Below are 18,176 nucleotides of genomic sequence, written 5' to 3' on the forward strand. Positions count from 1 at the left end.
GCCAGGATCAAACTCTCCATAATAGAGAAATTCGAGTAGCTCGAGTTTCTTGCTGGCATCAATTAAGATGTCAATTTGAATCCGAAGATTCGTTTGTTCTTTTCACCGACAGAGTCGGCTCCAGAACTTTATTTGTTGACGTTTTGCTGTTCAGTTTTCAAGGTTCATTGTGCGTCACTCCGTTAGAAGCAACTCTTATATAGTACCATGTTCGCAATCCCTATGTCAATAACTATTTTGAAAAAGTTTTAAGCTGTTTTAAAGCAGTTATTTACTTACCGGAAAGGCAACGTCATCAAATATACCATGCGTCCTTTTTAATTGCAACCCCTTTTATAAATAACTTTTTTAATCCTTATCCAATTACCTAAAGCCACGATGTATCGATACAGTCGCGGCTTTATTCCATTCAATCTACAATCTTCGAAATCGCAATGCTTCTGTGCGTCGCTAAATCAATGAGACTCCCATCCACTTCTTTTTTAACCATGGGTCTTAATGGAGTATCACGGTGAATGAACATGATTTCGCCGACTTCGCCATCCGTCAGCTTCACTCTTGTTCCAATGGAAAGATTGCCGACAAGTCTATGAAGTGCTTCGACGACTTTGATGTCGAATTTGCCGAACTCCTCCTCTTTGATCATCTCAATCACTTTGTAAGGGGAATGTTTTACCCTATATAATCTTTCGGATGTCATGGCATGGAAAACGTCAGCCACGGCTAGAATCTGGGAGAACACCGAAATGGTATCCATCTTCTCTCCGCGTGGATACCCGCTACCGTCGAGACGCTCGTGATGCTTAAGAATTGCCACTTTCATATCCTGCCTTAGCAAAGGCGTGTCCTGTATCATTTTGACACTGAACAACGTATGCTTTTTCACTTCATTGTATTCTTCCTTCGTAAGGAACGCGGTCTTTTCCAATATGGAAGGTGCGATCTTCGCCATACCGCAATCCGCCAATGCACCTGCCAATCCTAATTGCAGCGCATCTCCTTTCTCATATCCCATTTGATTGCAGATAGCGGCTGCGAGAATGCCGACTGCGACCGAATGATGATAAATGTATTCTTCAGGATTGGAAAAATCGTTCAACATCGTAAGCATTTGCTTTTGTTTAATGAATTTCTCAATTAGAGGAATGATGAATCCACGGATTTTTGGGACATCAGGACGTTGACCGGCCCGCCAATTGCTGAATTCCTTTTTATAATTGCGGACCACTTCGTTATATTCTTTGCGTAGTTGGTACATACTCACCGGAATATTTTCAAGAATGTCTGCAGCATTCATGGAAGGACTTTTTTCCGAATCTGGAATGTCTTTTTGTGCAACTCGTTCTTCTACTTTAACGCGTTGCACTCCGAAAGCCTGTAATACTTCAATATGTTCAAGCATAAGCACCGTGTCTTTTCGCAATATCGGATACTTCGTCTTGCAGTACACATCTTCTTTAATTACTATTCCTGTCCGCAGCTCGCTGATTGTCTTATATACTTCCATATCTAAGGTGTCACCACTTTCCAATCATTCTTAAGGACTATCATACTGCAAATATTCAAAATAGACGATAGAAAAAAAAGTTATTGAGCGGCATTTTGCCGACCCAATAACTTTTCACATCATTCTTCTATATGATCCGCTTCGTTGGATCCTTCCATCTCTTCGTCCGTATTACTACTGTCGATGTCGTCGGTTTCATCGAGAACATCAAGTTCTTCTTCCTTCTCGACTTTCGCAACTGTCGCGACGAGCTCATCTTCTCCAAGACGGATCAGGCGCACACCTTGAGTGCTGCGGCCGATTGAAGAAATGTCTTCAATATCCATGCGGATGAGTATGCCATGAATCGTGATCAACATTAGGTCTTCCGATCCATCGACTGTCTTCATTGCAACGAGTTGTCCGTTCCGATCAGTCACATTCAACGTCTTCAACCCGTATCCGCCACGGGACTGGATGCGGTATTCGTCTTCAGGTGTCCGTTTTCCGAAGCCTTTTTCGGTTACAACCAGAATTTCATCGCCTTCCGATACGGTGTCCATGCCGACCGCAATATCTCCTTCGCGTAAACGGATGCCGCGTACACCACTAGCGACACGTCCCATCGAACGGATATCCCGCTCGTCGAATTTGATAAGCATTCCATCACGTGTACCGATTGCAATGTTTTGATCGCCAGTTGTCATTTTCACTCCGATCAGTTCATCATCGCCCCGCAATGTCAGAGCGATCAGGCCGTTGGAGCGGATATTGGCGAAGTCGGAAACGGATGTACGCTTGACGACACCGGCTCGCGTGGCGAAGAAGAGATATTTATCCTCTTCGAATTTTTCCACAGGAATCATGGCCGTGACTTTTTCATCCTTATCTACATCCAGCAGATTGATGATTGGCAGCCCCTTAGCCGTCCTGCTGAACTCCGGCACTTCATATCCCTTCTTACGGAATACCCTTCCACGGCTTGTAAAGAACAGGATCGTGTCATGCGTTGAAGTGTTCAACAAATGCTCGACAAAGTCATCATCATTCGTTCCCATTCCTTGAATTCCGCGGCCGCCGCGACGCTGGCTCCGGTACGTATTGGCAGGAAGCCGTTTGATATAACCATTATGGGTCAATGTCAATACGGAGTTCTCGACAGGGATAAGGTCTTCATCTTCGAGCATTTCTGCACCGCCACTGCCAATCTCGGTCCTGCGGTCATCGGCGAAACGCTGCTTCACTTCAAGCAGCTCCTCCCGGATGATATCAATGACTTTTTCTTCATCTGCAAGAATGGCGCGCAACTCGGCAATCAAGGTTAAAAGCTCTTGGTATTCATTTTCGATCTTATCGCGTTCCAGTCCTGTCAAACGTTGAAGGCGCATGTCAAGGATTGCCTGGGATTGACGTTCAGATAAACTGAAACGTTCCATCAGACCTGTTTTCGCTTCATCGGTCGTCTTCGAACCGCGGATCAACGCGATGATTTCATCGATATGATCAAGCGCAATCCGCAGACCTTCCAGAATGTGCGCGCGGTCTTCGGCTTTCCTCAACTCATATTGAGTACGTCTCCGGATGACCACTTTTTGATGCTCCAAATAATGATAAAGGATTTCTTTCAGAGCTAAGATCTTTGGCTGTCCATCTACGAGGGCAAGCATATTGATGCCGAAGCTCGATTGAAGCGCCGTATGCTTGTAAAGGTTATTCAACAACACATGAACATTTGCATCCCTGCGGACGTCGATGACAATACGCATACCTGTCCGGTCGGATTCATCTGCCAAATGTGTGATGCCTTCAATCCGTTTGTCACGGACGAGCTCAGCAATTTTCTCGATGAGCCGTGCTTTGTTCACCTGGTAAGGAAGTTCTGTCACGATGATTGTCTCTTTGCCGTTCGAGTGCGTCTCGATTTCAACTTTACCCCTGATGATAATCGAACCGCGCCCCGTTTCATATGCTCTGCGAATACCACTTCTACCGAGAATGATCCCGCCGGTAGGGAAATCAGGGCCTGGAATGATTTCCATCAATTCCTCGGTGGTGATTGCCGGATTATCCGCCATTGCAAGCACTCCGTCAATCGTTTCACCCAAATGGTGAGGCGGGATGTTCGTAGCCATACCGACCGCGATGCCCGAAGTTCCGTTGACTAGCAGATTCGGGAAACGGCTCGGCAGGACAATCGGTTCTTTTTCTTGGCCATCATAATTGTCTTGGTAATCGATCGTATCTTTATTGATGTCTCGCAGCAATTCCATTGCGATTCGGGACATTCTAGATTCCGTATAACGCATCGCTGCTGCCGCATCGCCATCTACGGAACCGAAATTCCCGTGGCCATCTACGAGCATATAGCGATAGTTGAAATCCTGCGCCATCCGGACCATCGTGTCATAAACGGCACTGTCGCCATGGGGATGATACTTACCGATTACATCGCCGACGATACGGGCTGATTTCTTATGTGGTTTATCCGCGGTGTTTCCAAGATCTTGCATTGCATAAAGAATACGCCGGTGGACGGGCTTCAACCCATCCCTTACGTCAGGCAATGCCCGGGAGACGATGACACTCATCGCATAGTCGAGAAATGATGTTTTCATCTCCGTACTGATGTTAATGCCTTGGACACCACGTTTTGGCATATCTGCCATATTGTCAAACTCCTTTCAACTCAGGCGCTATTCACACACAGCCTGTCAACTGCAAAAGGTACCTCTGTTGAAGGTCCCTGTTCCATTTTTCGTTAATTGAATAAATCAAGTATCCAAATTCTTTACGTACATCGCATTTTCTTCGATGAATCTGCGGCGCGGTTCAACTTCGTCACCCATTAATTGCTCGAATGTCGAATCTGCATCAAATGCATCTTCGAGGTGCACTTGAAGGAGTGTACGCTGATCCGGGTCCATCGTCGTCTCCCATAACTGGGTGGCGTCCATCTCACCAAGACCTTTATAGCGTGTAATGACCGGTTTCGGAACAGCAGAAAGACGGTTCAGGATTTCCTGCAGTTCTTCTTCGTCGTAACAATATTCCTCATGCTTGCCTTGTTTGACCCGGTAAAGCGGCGGTTGTGCGATGTAGACATAGCCCGCTTCAATCAACGGTCGCATGAAACGGAAGAAGAATGTCAATAATAACGTCCGGATATGTGCTCCGTCGACGTCGGCATCCGTCATGATCACGATTTTATGGTAACGCGCCTTCGAAAGATCAAATTCATCCCCAATGCCTGTACCGAGTGCCGTGATCATCGTCCGGATTTCCGCATTCCCTAAAATACGGTCCAACCTAGCTTTTTCAACGTTCAGGATTTTACCTCGTAATGGCAGGATCGCTTGGAAATGACGGTCACGTCCGCTCTTTGCGGAGCCGCCCGCGGAGTCACCTTCTACGATATACAATTCACTGATTGCTGGATTACGCGAAGAGCAGTCCGCCAGTTTTCCGGGAAGGCTCGATACTTCCAACGCTGATTTCCGGCGTGTCAATTCACGTGCATTCCTTGCGGCAATTCGCGCCCGTGCAGCCATAAGGCTCTTATCGATCACCAGTCGCGCAGTCACCGGGTTTTCTAGCAGGAAGCGTTGGAACCCTTCCGAGAATAAAGCATTTGTAATCGTACTCACTTCAGAGTTGCCCAATTTCGTTTTCGTCTGTCCCTCGAACTGTGGGTCCGGGTGTTTGATTGAAATGATTGCCGTCAAACCTTCACGCACATCATCGCCTGAAAGGTTCGGATCTGCTTCTTTCAGCATTCCGTTCTTCCTGGCATAATCGTTGACAACACGAGTCAATGCGGTCTTGAATCCGGATTCATGCGTACCGCCTTCATACGTATTGATATTATTCGCGAATGAAAACAGGTTTTCCGCATAGCCGCTATTGTATTGCATCGCGATTTCGATGGAGATTCCATCTTTCTCGCCTTCTATGAAAATTGGTTCCTCATGGATCGGTTCTTTGTTTTTATTTAAATGTTCAACGTAGGATTTGATGCCGCCTTCGTAGTAGAACGTATCTGTGCGGATTTCCTCCTCACGTTCATCCGTGATGCTAATGCGCAAGCCTCTGTTCAGATATGCCAACTCACGCAGACGATGTGCCAATATTTCATATTCATAGACTGTCGTTTCCGTGAATATTTCAGGGTCTGCTTTGAATCGTGTGCGCGTTCCGGTTTCGTCGGATTCACCGATGACTTCCAATTCATGCGAGAGGACGCCTCGTTCAAATTGGATAAAGTGAAGCTTACCATCCCGGCGTACATACACTTCCGTCACTTCGGAAAGAGCGTTCACGACAGAAGCCCCGACACCGTGCAAACCGCCTGATACCTTATAGCCGCCGCCTCCGAATTTACCTCCGGCATGAAGGACCGTCATAATGACTTCAACGGCTGGTCTGCCTGTCGATTCCTGGATGCCTACCGGGATGCCACGTCCATTGTCATCGACACGGATCCAGTTATCCTTTTCAATCGTTACTTCAATATGATCGCAATAGCCCGCAAGCGCTTCATCGATACTGTTGTCGACAATTTCCCATACAAGATGGTGAAGTCCCCGTGAACTCGTTGTGCCGATGTACATGCCCGGACGTTTACGGACAGCTTCAAGGCCTTCTAGGACCTGTATCTGATTGGCGTCATATGCCATTTGCAATTCTTTTTCTTCCATAGCCAAACCGTTCACCTTTCCTTTCCGAACATCAATCTAACCTTCTATCACTTACAAACAGGAATGGACTTAATTCCCTTTATCGCTGACCTTACCCGCTGATACCTCATACAGCTCGGCGTCACGTATCGTCTCATGATCGATTCCCGCAATATTCGTCGTCGTGACAAATGTCTGCACTTGGCCCTGCATGATATTCAGCAAGTGTGACTGTCGATAATCATCAAGCTCGGATAACACGTCGTCCAAAAGAAGGACCGGGGTCTCTCCGACTTCCTGTTTGACGAGGTCTATTTCCGCAAGTTTGAGCGACAGAGCAGTTGTCCGCTGCTGCCCTTGCGAACCGTACGTTTGGATATCATAGTCATTTACAAAAAAATGGAGATCGTCACGGTGCGGTCCGATCAGAGTCATCCCACGCTCCAATTCTCGACGTCTCACTTCTTGCAATTTCTGACTGAGTATTTCTTCCATCTGCTCAGCAGTCTGCCCAGAATCCAACTCTTTTAATGTTCCATATGTCACTTTTAGCTGCTCGATGCCTCTGGAAATCCCTTTATGAATCGGTTCCGCCCATTTCTGGAGCAGTTCGATGAAGTAAAACCGTTTCCGGATGATTTGCACGGCCAGCTGTATATATTGTTCTGTATAAATATCGAACATGACGTCCGTTAAATCTAATTTACCGCGATTATCTTTGAGGATTGCGTTCCGTTGCTTTAAGACCTTTTGAAAAGTCAGCAGGTCATGTAGATAAACGGGGGAGATTTGTCCGATTTCCATGTCTAAGAATCTTCTTCGGACCTGTGGACTTCCCTTTACGAGATTCAAGTCTTCCGGAGCAAACATGACAACATTGAGCTGACCGATATATAGGCTGAGGCGATTCTGTTCCAGATGGTTGACCCGCGCTTTCTTGCCTTTTTTCGATATCGTCAGTTCAAGTGGTAGTCGTCCGTATTTCCGTTTGATGTCCCCTTCTATTTTACCATACTCTTGTTCCCAACGTATAAGTTCACGATCATTTGCAGTGCGATGCGATTTCGCCATTGATAATACGTAGATCGCCTCCATGATGTTGGTCTTTCCTTGCGCATTTTCTCCAATCAGAACATTGATATGCGGGGAAAAGGATAGTTCAAGGGATTCATAATTCCGATAATCTGTTAAAGCAAGCCGTTCAATGAACATCCGATTGACCGTCTGAGGATGTGGATATCTTGAATTTGCCGACGCCGGGAAGTGTGACGATATCCCCGTCATATAGCTTTTTGCCTCGTCTGCGATCGACTTCTCCGTTCACGTACACAGTGTTTTCCTCCAAATACCATTTGGCCATGCCGCCCGAGCTTATGCTATTCGACATTTTCAACAATTGACCTAATGTAATAAATTCCGTATCGATTTTCATAAGTTCCATCCGCTTCAGTCCTTCATAAGTTAGTCTGTTCCTCTATTTTACCGAACTTTCAGCTGTAAGTAAAAATGTAATTGAAAAAGACATGCACAAATAAAAAGAAACAGGCGAAGGAAAACGTTTTGCATTCCTTAGCCTGCTGATAAGTAGACAGTCTCTTGATTGTTAAAATGTCCTGACAGGTAAAATTAATTGTAAAATTGCATCGCTTTCCATCGATTTCAAGATGAAAGGCCTCATGGCACCAGTGAAATGAATCGCTATATCCTGGCCTTCAATTGCTTTCAATGCATCCATCATGTATTTGGCACTAAAGGAAATTTTTAAATCCTCGCCGTTTACATCAATTGCCTCGATCAATTCTTCAACCTTTCCAATTTCCGGGGAGTTGGATGAAACTTCGATGACATTGCCACCTTCCGCAGCGAATCGGACAATGTTATTTCGGTCCTCACGTGCAAGAAGTGAAGCCCGATCAATGGCTTGCAATAATTTACGGCCATTCACTTGTACAGTCGTTTTATATTCGGATGGGATCAATCTTGACGTATCCGGGTAATTCCCTTCCAAGAGCCTTGAGTAAAACAGTACATTCCTAGATTTGAATAAAACTTGCTGATCTGCAATAACGATTTCGACAACCTCAGAGTTGTCCTCAAGGATTTTATTCAGCTCCTGAAGGCTTTTCCCAGGAATGACGACACTGAATGGGCTTTCCGGCATCATTTCAGGAACGATTTCCCTTCTCGCCAGTCGGTGGCTGTCCGTTGCTACGCATACGAGCTTCTCTTCATCCGTTTCCCAATGTACACCCGTCAAAATTGGCCGAGTTTCCTGTTGGGATACGGCAAAGACTGTTTCCTTAATAATTGATTTCATCAAATCCGAAGGCAAAGAAAAGCGATATTCGTCTTTCACATTGGGGAGAACTGGGTATTCGTCTGAATTTGAACCGATCAGATTGAATTCGGATTTTCCAGATTGAATAAGGGTTTGCATGTTTTCAACTTCAATCGTAATTTCGTTCGTAGGCAATTTCCGGACGATTTCACTGAAGACTTTTGCTTGAAGAATGATCGACCCGGTTTCAATCACACGGATGATCTGCTCTCCGTCTTGTTCAACAGGAATGAATGTGCAGATTGTGATGTCTGAGTCACTTCCTGTCATCGTCAATCCTTTTTCACTCACATCCATTTTCACGCCGGTCAAAATGGGGTTGGCAACTTTTGAACTTATTGCTTTCATGACATCATTCAATCCTTCGAGCAACCAGTCTCTCATTATTTCAAATTTCATTTTGCACCCTCGCTTATATAATTATTAGTTAAGTAATAAAGATAGTAATAGTAATAGGGGCTGTGGAAATGTTGATAAGTCCCTAAATCCTATATGTTGTAAAACGATTCACATGTGCATAATATGTGCACAGCTTGTTCTGTTTTTAGCAGGTTATACACATGTGGATATTCATCCGCGACCAAGGATGCTCTTAATATCCTGAATATCCTGCTGTAGATTTTGATCATCTTTTAGCTGCTTAGAGATTTTTTCATGCGCATGGATGACGGTTGAGTGGTCCCTGCCACCAAACTCGGATCCGATTTTCGGCAGGGACGAGTCTGTAAGTTCTCGTGATAAGTACATGGCAATTTGACGAGGGAATGCAATCGCTCTCGTCCTTTTTTTGGCCGTAAAATCCTCCAACCGTATATTGTAATGTTCACCGACTGTTTTTTGGATATCCAATATGCTGACAGTTCGTGGACGGGAATTCGGAATGATATCTCTCAGTGCTTCCGCTGCCAGGTCAGTCGTTATGTCCATATTGACGAGGGATGAATAGGCAACGACGCGAATCAAAGCCCCTTCCAATTCACGGATGTTCGTATCAATCTGATTTGCGATATACAACATTACGTCATCTGAAATGTCGAGCAATCCATCCGCCTTCGCCTTCTTGCGCAAGATGGCAATTCGCGTCTCCAAATCGGGAGGAGCGATATCCGTTATTAACCCCCATTCGAAACGGGATCTAAGACGATCTTCCAGCGTAGGAATCTCCTTCGGTGGACGGTCACTGGATATGATGATCTGCTTCGATTCCTCATGCAATGTATTGAACGTATGGAAAAATTCTTCTTGTGTCTGTTCTTTTCCAGCGATGAATTGAATATCGTCAATTAGAAGTACATCCACGTTCCTGTACTGGTTCCTGAAATCGCCTGCTTTGTTATTCATGATCGAATTAATGAATTCATTCGTAAATTTCTCCGATGATAAATAAACGACTTTCGAGGATGGGTCCTGTTCCATAATATAATGCCCGATTGCATGCATTAGATGGGTCTTTCCGAGTCCTACGCCACCGTAGATGAATAAAGGGTTATATGATTTCGCCGGCGCTTCTGCAACAGCGAGTGAAGCAGCATGGGCAAACCTGTTGCCAGAGCCGATGACGAATGTATCAAATGTATATTTTGGGTTCAACATGACAGATGCTGATTGGATAGCCGACTTCTCTGCTTGTTTTACCGCGGGTTTCGGTACTTGGAAATCGTTTTCTTCCATTTCTTTTGGAACAACGAAATGAATGAGCCGATCCTCCCCAGTCAATTCTGAGAGGATGCCTGTAATCAAATGCACATAATGATTTTCAAGCCAATCCTTAGCAAACGAATTTGGAACAGCAATTGTTACATTCTCTTCCCCATAGGACATTAATTTTGTCGATTTGAGCCAGGTTTCAAAACTAGGCCTGGAAATTTTGTCTTCAATTTTCGACAAAACATTGTTCCATAATTTTTCAAGCTGATCCACTCGTGGGCCTCCTTTACATAGAAAATAAAAAAACACAGGAATATGTATTATACACAGAATCCGCTCCTGTGGATAAGAAATATCCAAAAGTGTTGAAAAAATTATCCACAACCTATCAACAATTGTGGATAAATAAATAGGCGTATAAATTTGTTAACAGCAAAATCCTTTATATTGTACCAAGAAACTATAAGAATGACAAGGGATTCTATGACTTACTAACAATAGCGGCAATTGTGGAGAAATACTTTATCCACAGGCTTTTGTATGTGTAAAAGGTGTAGATAAGGCCTGTGCATAAAAAAATGAGGAAAAATTTCTATGAACATATTACTCAGCAGTCGGTTTTTGTAGATGTGGATAACCTTTATTGTCGAATGATGCAGTTGAAATTTGTAGAATGAGTTTGGTGTTCAAATTGGATGCATAAAAAACTGTTGACATATAAGCCTATGCCCTTTATACTGTTCAAGACTGTCAGATTGTAAAGGGACAATGCGGGAGGTGTCTTTGAAAATGAAACGTACATTCCAACCAAATAAACGTAAACGTAGTAAAGTTCACGGCTTCCGTGCAAGAATGAGCTCAAAAAGCGGTCGTAATATCCTCGCTGCTCGTCGTCGCAAAGGAAGAAAAGTGCTTTCAGCATAAGACCACTAACTCAGTGGTCTTTTTTTTATAACAAAAGCGAAGGCGGCCTGCCTAGATGCGACAGGCATAAGGCGGACATGCGAAACGGCGCTTTTTGCCGTGCAGCAGGGCTGACTTATGACCCCGAGCATCTGGCCGCCGGAGCTAGATGATGATTAGATGTTGATCCATGGAGGTGAAGTGCTTGAAAAAAAGCCAGCGCGTCAAAAAGAATGAAGACTTTCAAAAAGTATTTAAAAAAGGCAAGTCCGTGGCGAATCGGCAATTTGTCGTCTACTCCTATAGGAAGGAAGACCAACTGGAATTCAGAATCGGCTTATCCGTAGGAAAGAAAATAGGGAATGCAGTAACGCGTAACCGTATAAAACGATACATCCGCCAAGCCTTCCTCGAAATGAAAGACGAACTGAAAAATGACAGAGACTATGTTATCATCGCCAGACACCAGGCGGCCGCACTTGATTTCCACGAAACGAAAAAAAGCTTGCAGCATGTATTAAGAATCGCCAAAGCCTTCAAGCCGAAACAGGTATAGAGGCATTATTGAGTAAGAAGTAGAACGTATTAAATGTTCATGATAAACTGAAATCATCGATATTTCATAGAAGCAGATTTGGGGGAAACGATTTGAAGAAAAGAGCCGCGTTATTACTTATGCTGACAGTAGTGTCAGTATTCCTTGCCGGATGTTCGGAATTCAATCAACCGATATATGATACGAGCGAAGGTTTTTGGAATAAATACATTGTCTGGCCGATTGTGTCCTTGATCGTCACGTTCAAAGACTTATTAGGAACATATGGATTAGGAATTATAGCTGTAACGATCATTATTCGACTCATCTTGCTGCCGTTAATGATCAAACAAGCGCAAAACTCAAAGCGGATGCAGCAAATGCAGCCGATTCTCGCCGGATTGAAAGAGAAATATAAATCGAAGGATGCTGTGACACAGCAAAAATACCGTGAAGAAATGCAAAGAGTGATGACGGAGCAGAAAATCAATCCTGCCGCAGGATGTCTGCCTGTATTGATTCAAATGCCAATCGTCATCGGACTTTATCATGCCATCAGCAGAATGAATGCCACTCCGGAAATCGAAATCGGGAATTTCCTTTGGTTCGAACTTGCTACTCCGAGCATTACGCTGGCTGTCGTCGCTGGACTCATGCAGTTCGTCGTTTTGCGGACAGGCCCGGCAATGGATAATCCGCAAATGAAGACGATGATGTATATCATGCCTTTCATGATTATGATTTTCGGTACATTCCTGCCGGCAGCATTAGCACTTTATTGGGTTATCGGTAATATCATTTCAATTATCCAGAATATTTTCATTTACAAACCATTTAAGAAAGAAGAAGTGGCACCTGTAAAAGTAGGAGGGAAACGGAAATGAAAAAGATAACGCGAAAAGGGGCGACAGTGGATGCTGCGATTAAGGCGGCACTACAAGAGCTCAATGTCACGCGTACTGATGTGGAAGTCGAAATTATGGATGCCGGAAAAAAAGGATTTCTCGGCTTTGGGGCAAGGGACGCCGAAGTAGCCGTCACGTTAAAGGAAACAAGTAAGCCATCTGAGAAAAGAGAATCAGCCAAAGAAGAACCCGCATCGACGGTTGAATCTACAATTCCGGCCCAGCCTTCATTACCGCCAAGTGTAGAAGAATCGGTGGTCGAGGCTGTTGAACTGGCAATGCAAACGATTGAGTCGGAAGGTGAAAGTCCGGCTATGTCGGATGAACAGGCGATTAACGAAACGAAAGCCTATGTGACGGAAATCGCCAAGGCGATGGGAATCGACGATCTAGTCGTCAAGCACGAAATGAATGGGAAATATCTTTCATTCCAACTTGATAGTGAGAAAGCTGCATTCCTAATCGGCAAACGTGGTCAAACATTAAACGCTTTGCAGCAACTGGCCCAGCTCGTCGCCAACAAGTCGTCCGAACAATTTAAAGTCGTACGTCTGGACGTAGGCGACTACCGTGAACGCCGAGAACAATCATTGGAGCAATTCGCGGAGCGGATGGCAGACCAGGCCGTCCGAAATGGAAGAAAAGTTCAACTTGAACCAATGCCTTCCTATGAAAGGAAAGTCATTCATAACGCTTTATCAAACCGATTGGACATCGAAACGTATTCGGAAGGAACGGATCCGAACCGGTACCTCGTCATTGAGCCGATCATCTAATCTGAACCCCGTGAACTGATCACGGGGTTTTTATGTGCGTTGAAATACTGTTTTCTAAGAGTGAAGAGGGAAGGTGACACTGGGATAAAAGTCCCGAAACGAGCATAAGCCTCCTCAACTCGCGCATAACTCAGCCAAACTCGAGCATAACTTCTTCAAAATCGAGCAAAACTTTTCACATCTCCCCGTAAGATAACTTATCCACATTTTTTTAGCCCGATAACTATGAGAACGATTGGATTTGTGGTATTATATGTTGTCAGATAGTCAAGTTAAAACAGGTTATCCACATGTGGGCAACCGAGTTAGGAAGGTGAAGAATTTGCATTTTGATACAATAGCCGCCATATCGACTCCAATGGGGGAAGGGGCTATCGCCATCGTCCGGCTTAGTGGAGATGAGGCTATCGGCATTGCAGATCGAATTTTTCGTTCTCCGTCAGGGAAAAAACTTGCGGATGAACAATCACATACAATCCATTATGGACATTTGATAGACCCGCCCACGGGGGAAACTGTCGAGGAAGTCATGGTATCCATCATGAAAGCTCCGAAAACATTCACCCGTGAAGACGTTGTCGAAGTGAACTGCCACGGAGGCGTGGTGGCGGTGAACCGCGTCCTCAACCTAGTGTTGAAAGAAGGTGCTCGCCTTGCGGAACCGGGCGAGTTTTCCAAGCGTGCATTTCTGAATGGCCGCATCGATCTCTCGCAGGCGGAAGCAGTCATGGATTTAATCCGTGCAAAAACGGACCGGGCAATGAATGTTGCGTTGAATCAAATGGAAGGCAAGCTTTCCAAGCTGATTGGCGAACTGCGGCAGGCGCTTCTTGAAACATTAGCGCAAGTCGAAGTGAATATTGATTACCCGGAATATGACGACGTCGAAGAAGTGACGATCCCACTCATGATTGAAAAAGGAACATGGGTGAAAGAAGAAATTGAAAAGCTTCTTCGCACTTCATCTCAAGGAAAAATTCTGCGTGAAGGATTATCCACGGTCATTGTCGGAAGACCGAACGTCGGAAAATCTTCCTTGCTGAACAGCCTCGTTCAGGAGAATAAGGCGATTGTCACCGATATTGCAGGGACGACTCGTGATATCATAGAGGAATACGTGAATGTCAGAGGAGTGCCGCTGCGTCTCGTAGATACGGCCGGCATCCGGGAGACGGAGGATATCGTCGAGCGGATCGGGGTTGAAAGATCCCGTCAAGTTCTAAAGGAAGCGGATCTTATCTTGCTTGTCCTCAATAGTTCCGAGCCGCTTACGGAAGAGGATATCCGTCTTTTCGAAGCGACAGAAGGAATGGACATGATCGTCGTCATCAACAAAACCGACCTGCCTCAAAAAATCGATATGCAGCAAGTGAGTGAATTTGCTGGCAGCAGTTCGATCGTCACAACATCGATCCTCAAGGAAGAAGGCATTGATGAATTGGAAGAAGCGATCGCCAAGCTATTTTTCGAGGGGACACTTGAAGCGGGAGATTTAACATATGTGTCCAATGCGAGACATATCGCATTGCTTCACAAAGCGCATACATCCATTAAGGATGCCTTGTCCGCTGCAGAGGGAGGCGTGCCTGTCGACATGATTCAAATCGATGTTACGCGCACGTGGGAGCTCCTAGGCGAAATCGTCGGCGACACCGTCCAAGACAGCCTCATCAACCAGTTGTTCTCTCAGTTTTGTTTAGGTAAATAATATATAAACCAGTTGGTGAACGATATATTATTGAACGTACTTTTTAAAGCTACAGCTCCTGTTGCTTGTAGTGCAGGTGCGAGCCTCCTGCGAAAGCCGTCACGAAGAACGGCTTTTGCGAGCAAAAGCATAGCGTTGCGAGCACCGGATGTAGAATTTCTGCACAGAACGCAGAAATTCTACAAATCGAACCCTACGCAGTTCGATTGGCTCAAGCCATGCCCGCGGAAAGCGAGTACCGAAACGAAAAGCAACATTGTCTTTTGAAAATATGAATTTCTTTTGCTTGTTTTATTATAGACACGGAAAATTTAACTAGTAGGAAGGATGAACGAACATGCCACAATTTGAAGCAGGCACGTTCGATTGTATAGTTATCGGAGCAGGGCATGCCGGCGTTGAAGCGGCATTGGCTTCTGCAAAGATGGGTGCATCGACATTGGTGCTGACAATGAATCTTGATATGATCGCTTTCATGCCATGCAATCCTTCACTCGGAGGTCCCGCAAAAGGGATTGTCGTACGTGAAATTGACGCGCTTGGCGGTGCGATGGGGAAAGTGATTGATAAAACACATATCCAAATGCGGATGTTGAATACAGGGAAAGGACCAGCTGTCCGTGCACTTCGCGCACAAGCTGATAAAGTCCTTTACCAACAAGAAATGAAACGCGTCCTTGAAGAACAGGAAAACTTGACGCTCCATCAAGGAGTTGTTGAAGAATTGATCGTCGAGGATGGCGAAGTTAAAGGGCTTGTTACGCAAATCGGGGCAATCTACCGTGCGAAAACGGTCATCATTACGACGGGAACTTTCCTTCGCGGGGAAGTCATTATCGGCGACTTGAAATATTCAAGCGGTCCGAACAATCAAATGCCGGCAATCAAGCTTGCCGAAAATCTGCACGAACTTGGATTGGAAACAATTCGATTCAAGACAGGAACACCTCCGCGAATCAACGGAAATACAATTGATTACAGTAAAACGGAAATTCAACCAGGCGACGACGTGCCTCGTGCATTCAGTTATGAAACGACGCAATTCATCATGGACCAACTTCCTTGCTGGTTAACCTATACCACACCGAGGACACATGAAATTATTAATGAAAATCTTCATCTTTCCCCGATGTATTCAGGTATGATTAAAGGGAAGGGGCCAAGCTATTGCCCTTCAATTGAAGACAAGATCGTCCGTTTTGCGGATAAATCGCGCCATCAGATTTTCTTGGAACCAGAAGGGCGAAACACGAAAGAGTTTTATGTCCAAGGGCTTTCAACAAGCCTGCCGGAACACGTTCAACGAAGGTTGATCGAAAGTGTCCCGGGTCTGGAAAAAGCGGAAATGATGCGTGCAGGATATGCGATTGAATATGATTCAATCATTCCGACGCAGCTCCGGCCGACACTCGAAACGAAAAAAATTAAAAATCTCTATACAGCTGGGCAAATCAATGGAACGTCTGGTTATGAAGAAGCTGCTGCCCAAGGAATCATGGCCGGCATCAATGCGGCAAGTAAAGTGCTCGGCAAGGGAGAAGTCATTCTTGGAAGATCGGATGCTTATATCGGCGTTCTAATCGACGACCTCGTAACAAAAGGAACGAGCGAACCGTATCGCCTTCTTACGTCGAGGGCGGAGTACCGTCTCTTGCTGCGCCATGACAATGCTGATATGCGTCTAACGGAAATCGGATACAAACTAGGGATGATCAGTGAAGAGCGTCACGAAAAATTCCTTCTCAAGAAGCAGCAAATTGAAGAGGAAATCGAACGACTTCGAAAAGTAACAATCAAACCAAGTGAAGCGGTCCAGGAAATCATCCGTGAATCCGGTGGAACAGAACTTCGCGAACCGATGAAAGCGGCAGATCTATTAAAACGTCCGGAAATGAAATACGAACAAATTATCACTGTTGTACCGCCGGAGGAAGAAAAATCCGAAGAAGTGGCGGAGCAAGTCGAAATCTTCATCAAGTACGAAGGCTACATCGAAAAATCCATGCAGCAAGTGGAACGTATGAAGAAGATGGAGAACAAAAGAATACCTGAGAACATTGATTACAATGCAATCTCAGGAATTGCCAAGGAAGCGAAAGCGAATTTATCCGCTGTCAGACCGCTATCCATTGCGCAGGCGTCAAGGATTTCAGGTGTAAATCCAGCCGACATATCTATCTTGCTCGTCTATATCGAACAAGGAAAAATAGCGAAAATTACTGGTTAACATCATGTGACTGATGTGGGAATAGTCCGCATCAGTCTTTTTTTACAGAAGGAGGATTCGAGTGAACGAAGAACAATTTATAGAGGCGTTGAAAGAGCAGGGGCTACCCCTTACCGATCATCAGCTTCAACAATTCAATAAGTATTTCTACATGCTGGTGGAATGGAATGAAAAAATGAACTTAACAGCGATTACGGATTCGCCATCTGTTTATCTTAAACATTTTTATGACTCTATTACCGCTGCGTTTTACACGGATTTGACTGGAAATAAATCCATTTGCGATGTAGGTGCAGGTGCTGGATTTCCGAGCATTCCACTAAAAATTTGTTTTCCGAATTTATCTGTAACAATTGTTGATTCTTTAAATAAACGAATTACTTTCTTGACGGAACTAGCTTCTGAACTTGAACTTGATAACGTTACGTTCATTCATTCAAGAGCCGAGGACTTCGGGCAAAACCCGAAATACAGAGAAAAGTTTGATATTGTCACCGCACGTGCCGTTGCTCGTTTATCTGTGCTATCAGAGTTATGCTTACCGCTTGTAAAAGAGGGTGGAATCTTTATTTCCATGAAGGGCGCGGCTGCTGAAGAAGAATTAATGGATGCAAAAAAAGCAATCAATGTGTTGGGAGCGGAACTCGTCGAGAAATTTTCTTTCAATTTACCTATGGAGGAAAGCGAAAGAAATATATTCATCATGAATAAGGTTAAGAAAACACCTAAGAAATACCCTCGAAAGCCAGGCATCCCAAATAAAACGCCAATCAAATAATTGTTTCACGTGAAACAATATCTCCTTATTACGAATTCTTATTGGAATGAAAAAAAACACAGGCGCTTGAATTTTTGCGCCTGTCTTTGTACTATCCGCTTATATAGCTGGAACATAATTTTATAGTATTGTAATCTCATAGAATTCTACTCTTTAATATGTAGTAAAGAGGATATATAATAGATATGACGAAATAGCTA

The 18,176-nt window shown here is 44.6% G+C and carries 14 protein-coding genes; 7 read left to right on the forward strand and 7 right to left on the reverse strand.

Annotated elements, in window-relative coordinates; all coding sequences use genetic code 11:
• Positions 1-409: 409 nt before the first annotated feature.
• From M3193_RS10330 to dnaA, 7 genes are all read right to left on the reverse strand, one after another.
• The gene (locus M3193_RS10330) at positions 410-1,507 is read right to left on the reverse strand and encodes an HD-GYP domain-containing protein (RefSeq protein ID WP_251627294.1); all 1,098 of its coding nucleotides are present in this window, start codon (positions 1,505-1,507) and stop codon (positions 410-412) included.
• A gap of 119 nt (positions 1,508-1,626) precedes the next feature.
• Positions 1,627-4,152, reverse strand: coding sequence for a DNA gyrase subunit A (gene gyrA / locus M3193_RS10335; RefSeq protein WP_251627296.1), 2,526 nt, complete (start codon positions 4,150-4,152; stop codon positions 1,627-1,629).
• Between the two features lie 105 nt (positions 4,153-4,257).
• Positions 4,258-6,180: a DNA topoisomerase (ATP-hydrolyzing) subunit B gene (gyrB, locus tag M3193_RS10340; protein WP_251627299.1), complete on the reverse strand. Its 1,923-nt coding sequence runs from the start codon at positions 6,178-6,180 to the stop codon at positions 4,258-4,260.
• A 69-nt stretch (positions 6,181-6,249) separates the two neighbouring features.
• Positions 6,250-7,371: a DNA replication/repair protein RecF gene (recF, locus tag M3193_RS10345; RefSeq protein WP_251627301.1), complete on the reverse strand. Its 1,122-nt coding sequence runs from the start codon at positions 7,369-7,371 to the stop codon at positions 6,250-6,252.
• Entirely contained in the window at positions 7,361-7,600 is a 240-nt protein-coding gene (gene yaaA / locus M3193_RS10350; protein ID WP_251627303.1) for a S4 domain-containing protein YaaA, read from the reverse strand. Before yaaA ends, recF begins: the two co-directional genes overlap by 11 nt.
• A 162-nt stretch (positions 7,601-7,762) precedes the next feature.
• A complete protein-coding gene (gene dnaN, locus M3193_RS10355; RefSeq protein WP_251627305.1) occupies positions 7,763-8,896 on the reverse strand; it encodes a DNA polymerase III subunit beta in 1,134 nt (377 codons plus the stop codon).
• 171 nt (positions 8,897-9,067) lie between these two features.
• Complete coding sequence (gene dnaA, locus M3193_RS10360; protein ID WP_251627307.1) at positions 9,068-10,417, reverse strand: chromosomal replication initiator protein DnaA; 1,350 nt, start codon at positions 10,415-10,417, stop codon at positions 9,068-9,070.
• 516 nt (positions 10,418-10,933) lie between these two features.
• Here dnaA and rpmH point away from each other — a divergent pair.
• The 7 genes from rpmH (at position 10,934) to rsmG (ending at position 17,976) form a co-directional block, all read left to right on the forward strand.
• Positions 10,934-11,068: a 50S ribosomal protein L34 gene (rpmH, locus tag M3193_RS10365; protein WP_147060480.1), complete on the forward strand. Its 135-nt coding sequence runs from the start codon at positions 10,934-10,936 to the stop codon at positions 11,066-11,068.
• Positions 11,069-11,252: 184 nt separating this feature from the next.
• A complete protein-coding gene (gene rnpA, locus M3193_RS10370) occupies positions 11,253-11,603 on the forward strand; it encodes a ribonuclease P protein component (protein WP_251627309.1) in 351 nt (116 codons plus the stop codon).
• 92 nt (positions 11,604-11,695) lie between these two features.
• Positions 11,696-12,466 (forward strand): membrane protein insertase YidC, encoded by a 771-nt coding sequence (gene yidC / locus M3193_RS10375; protein ID WP_251627311.1) that lies wholly within the window; start codon positions 11,696-11,698, stop codon positions 12,464-12,466.
• Positions 12,463-13,263: an RNA-binding cell elongation regulator Jag/EloR gene (gene jag / locus M3193_RS10380; RefSeq protein WP_251627313.1), complete on the forward strand. Its 801-nt coding sequence runs from the start codon at positions 12,463-12,465 to the stop codon at positions 13,261-13,263. Before yidC ends, jag begins: the two co-directional genes overlap by 4 nt.
• A gap of 322 nt (positions 13,264-13,585) precedes the next feature.
• A complete protein-coding gene (mnmE, locus tag M3193_RS10385) occupies positions 13,586-14,971 on the forward strand; it encodes a tRNA uridine-5-carboxymethylaminomethyl(34) synthesis GTPase MnmE (protein WP_251627316.1) in 1,386 nt (461 codons plus the stop codon).
• Positions 14,972-15,308: 337 nt separating this feature from the next.
• A complete protein-coding gene (mnmG, locus tag M3193_RS10390; RefSeq protein WP_251627317.1) occupies positions 15,309-17,198 on the forward strand; it encodes a tRNA uridine-5-carboxymethylaminomethyl(34) synthesis enzyme MnmG in 1,890 nt (629 codons plus the stop codon).
• A gap of 61 nt (positions 17,199-17,259) precedes the next feature.
• Entirely contained in the window at positions 17,260-17,976 is a 717-nt protein-coding gene (rsmG, locus tag M3193_RS10395; RefSeq protein WP_251627326.1) for a 16S rRNA (guanine(527)-N(7))-methyltransferase RsmG, read from the forward strand.
• Positions 17,977-18,176 lie beyond the last annotated feature (200 nt).

Source organism: Sporosarcina luteola, assembly GCF_023715585.1.
GTDB classification, from domain to species: Bacteria; Bacillota; Bacilli; order Bacillales_A; family Planococcaceae; genus Sporosarcina; species Sporosarcina luteola_D.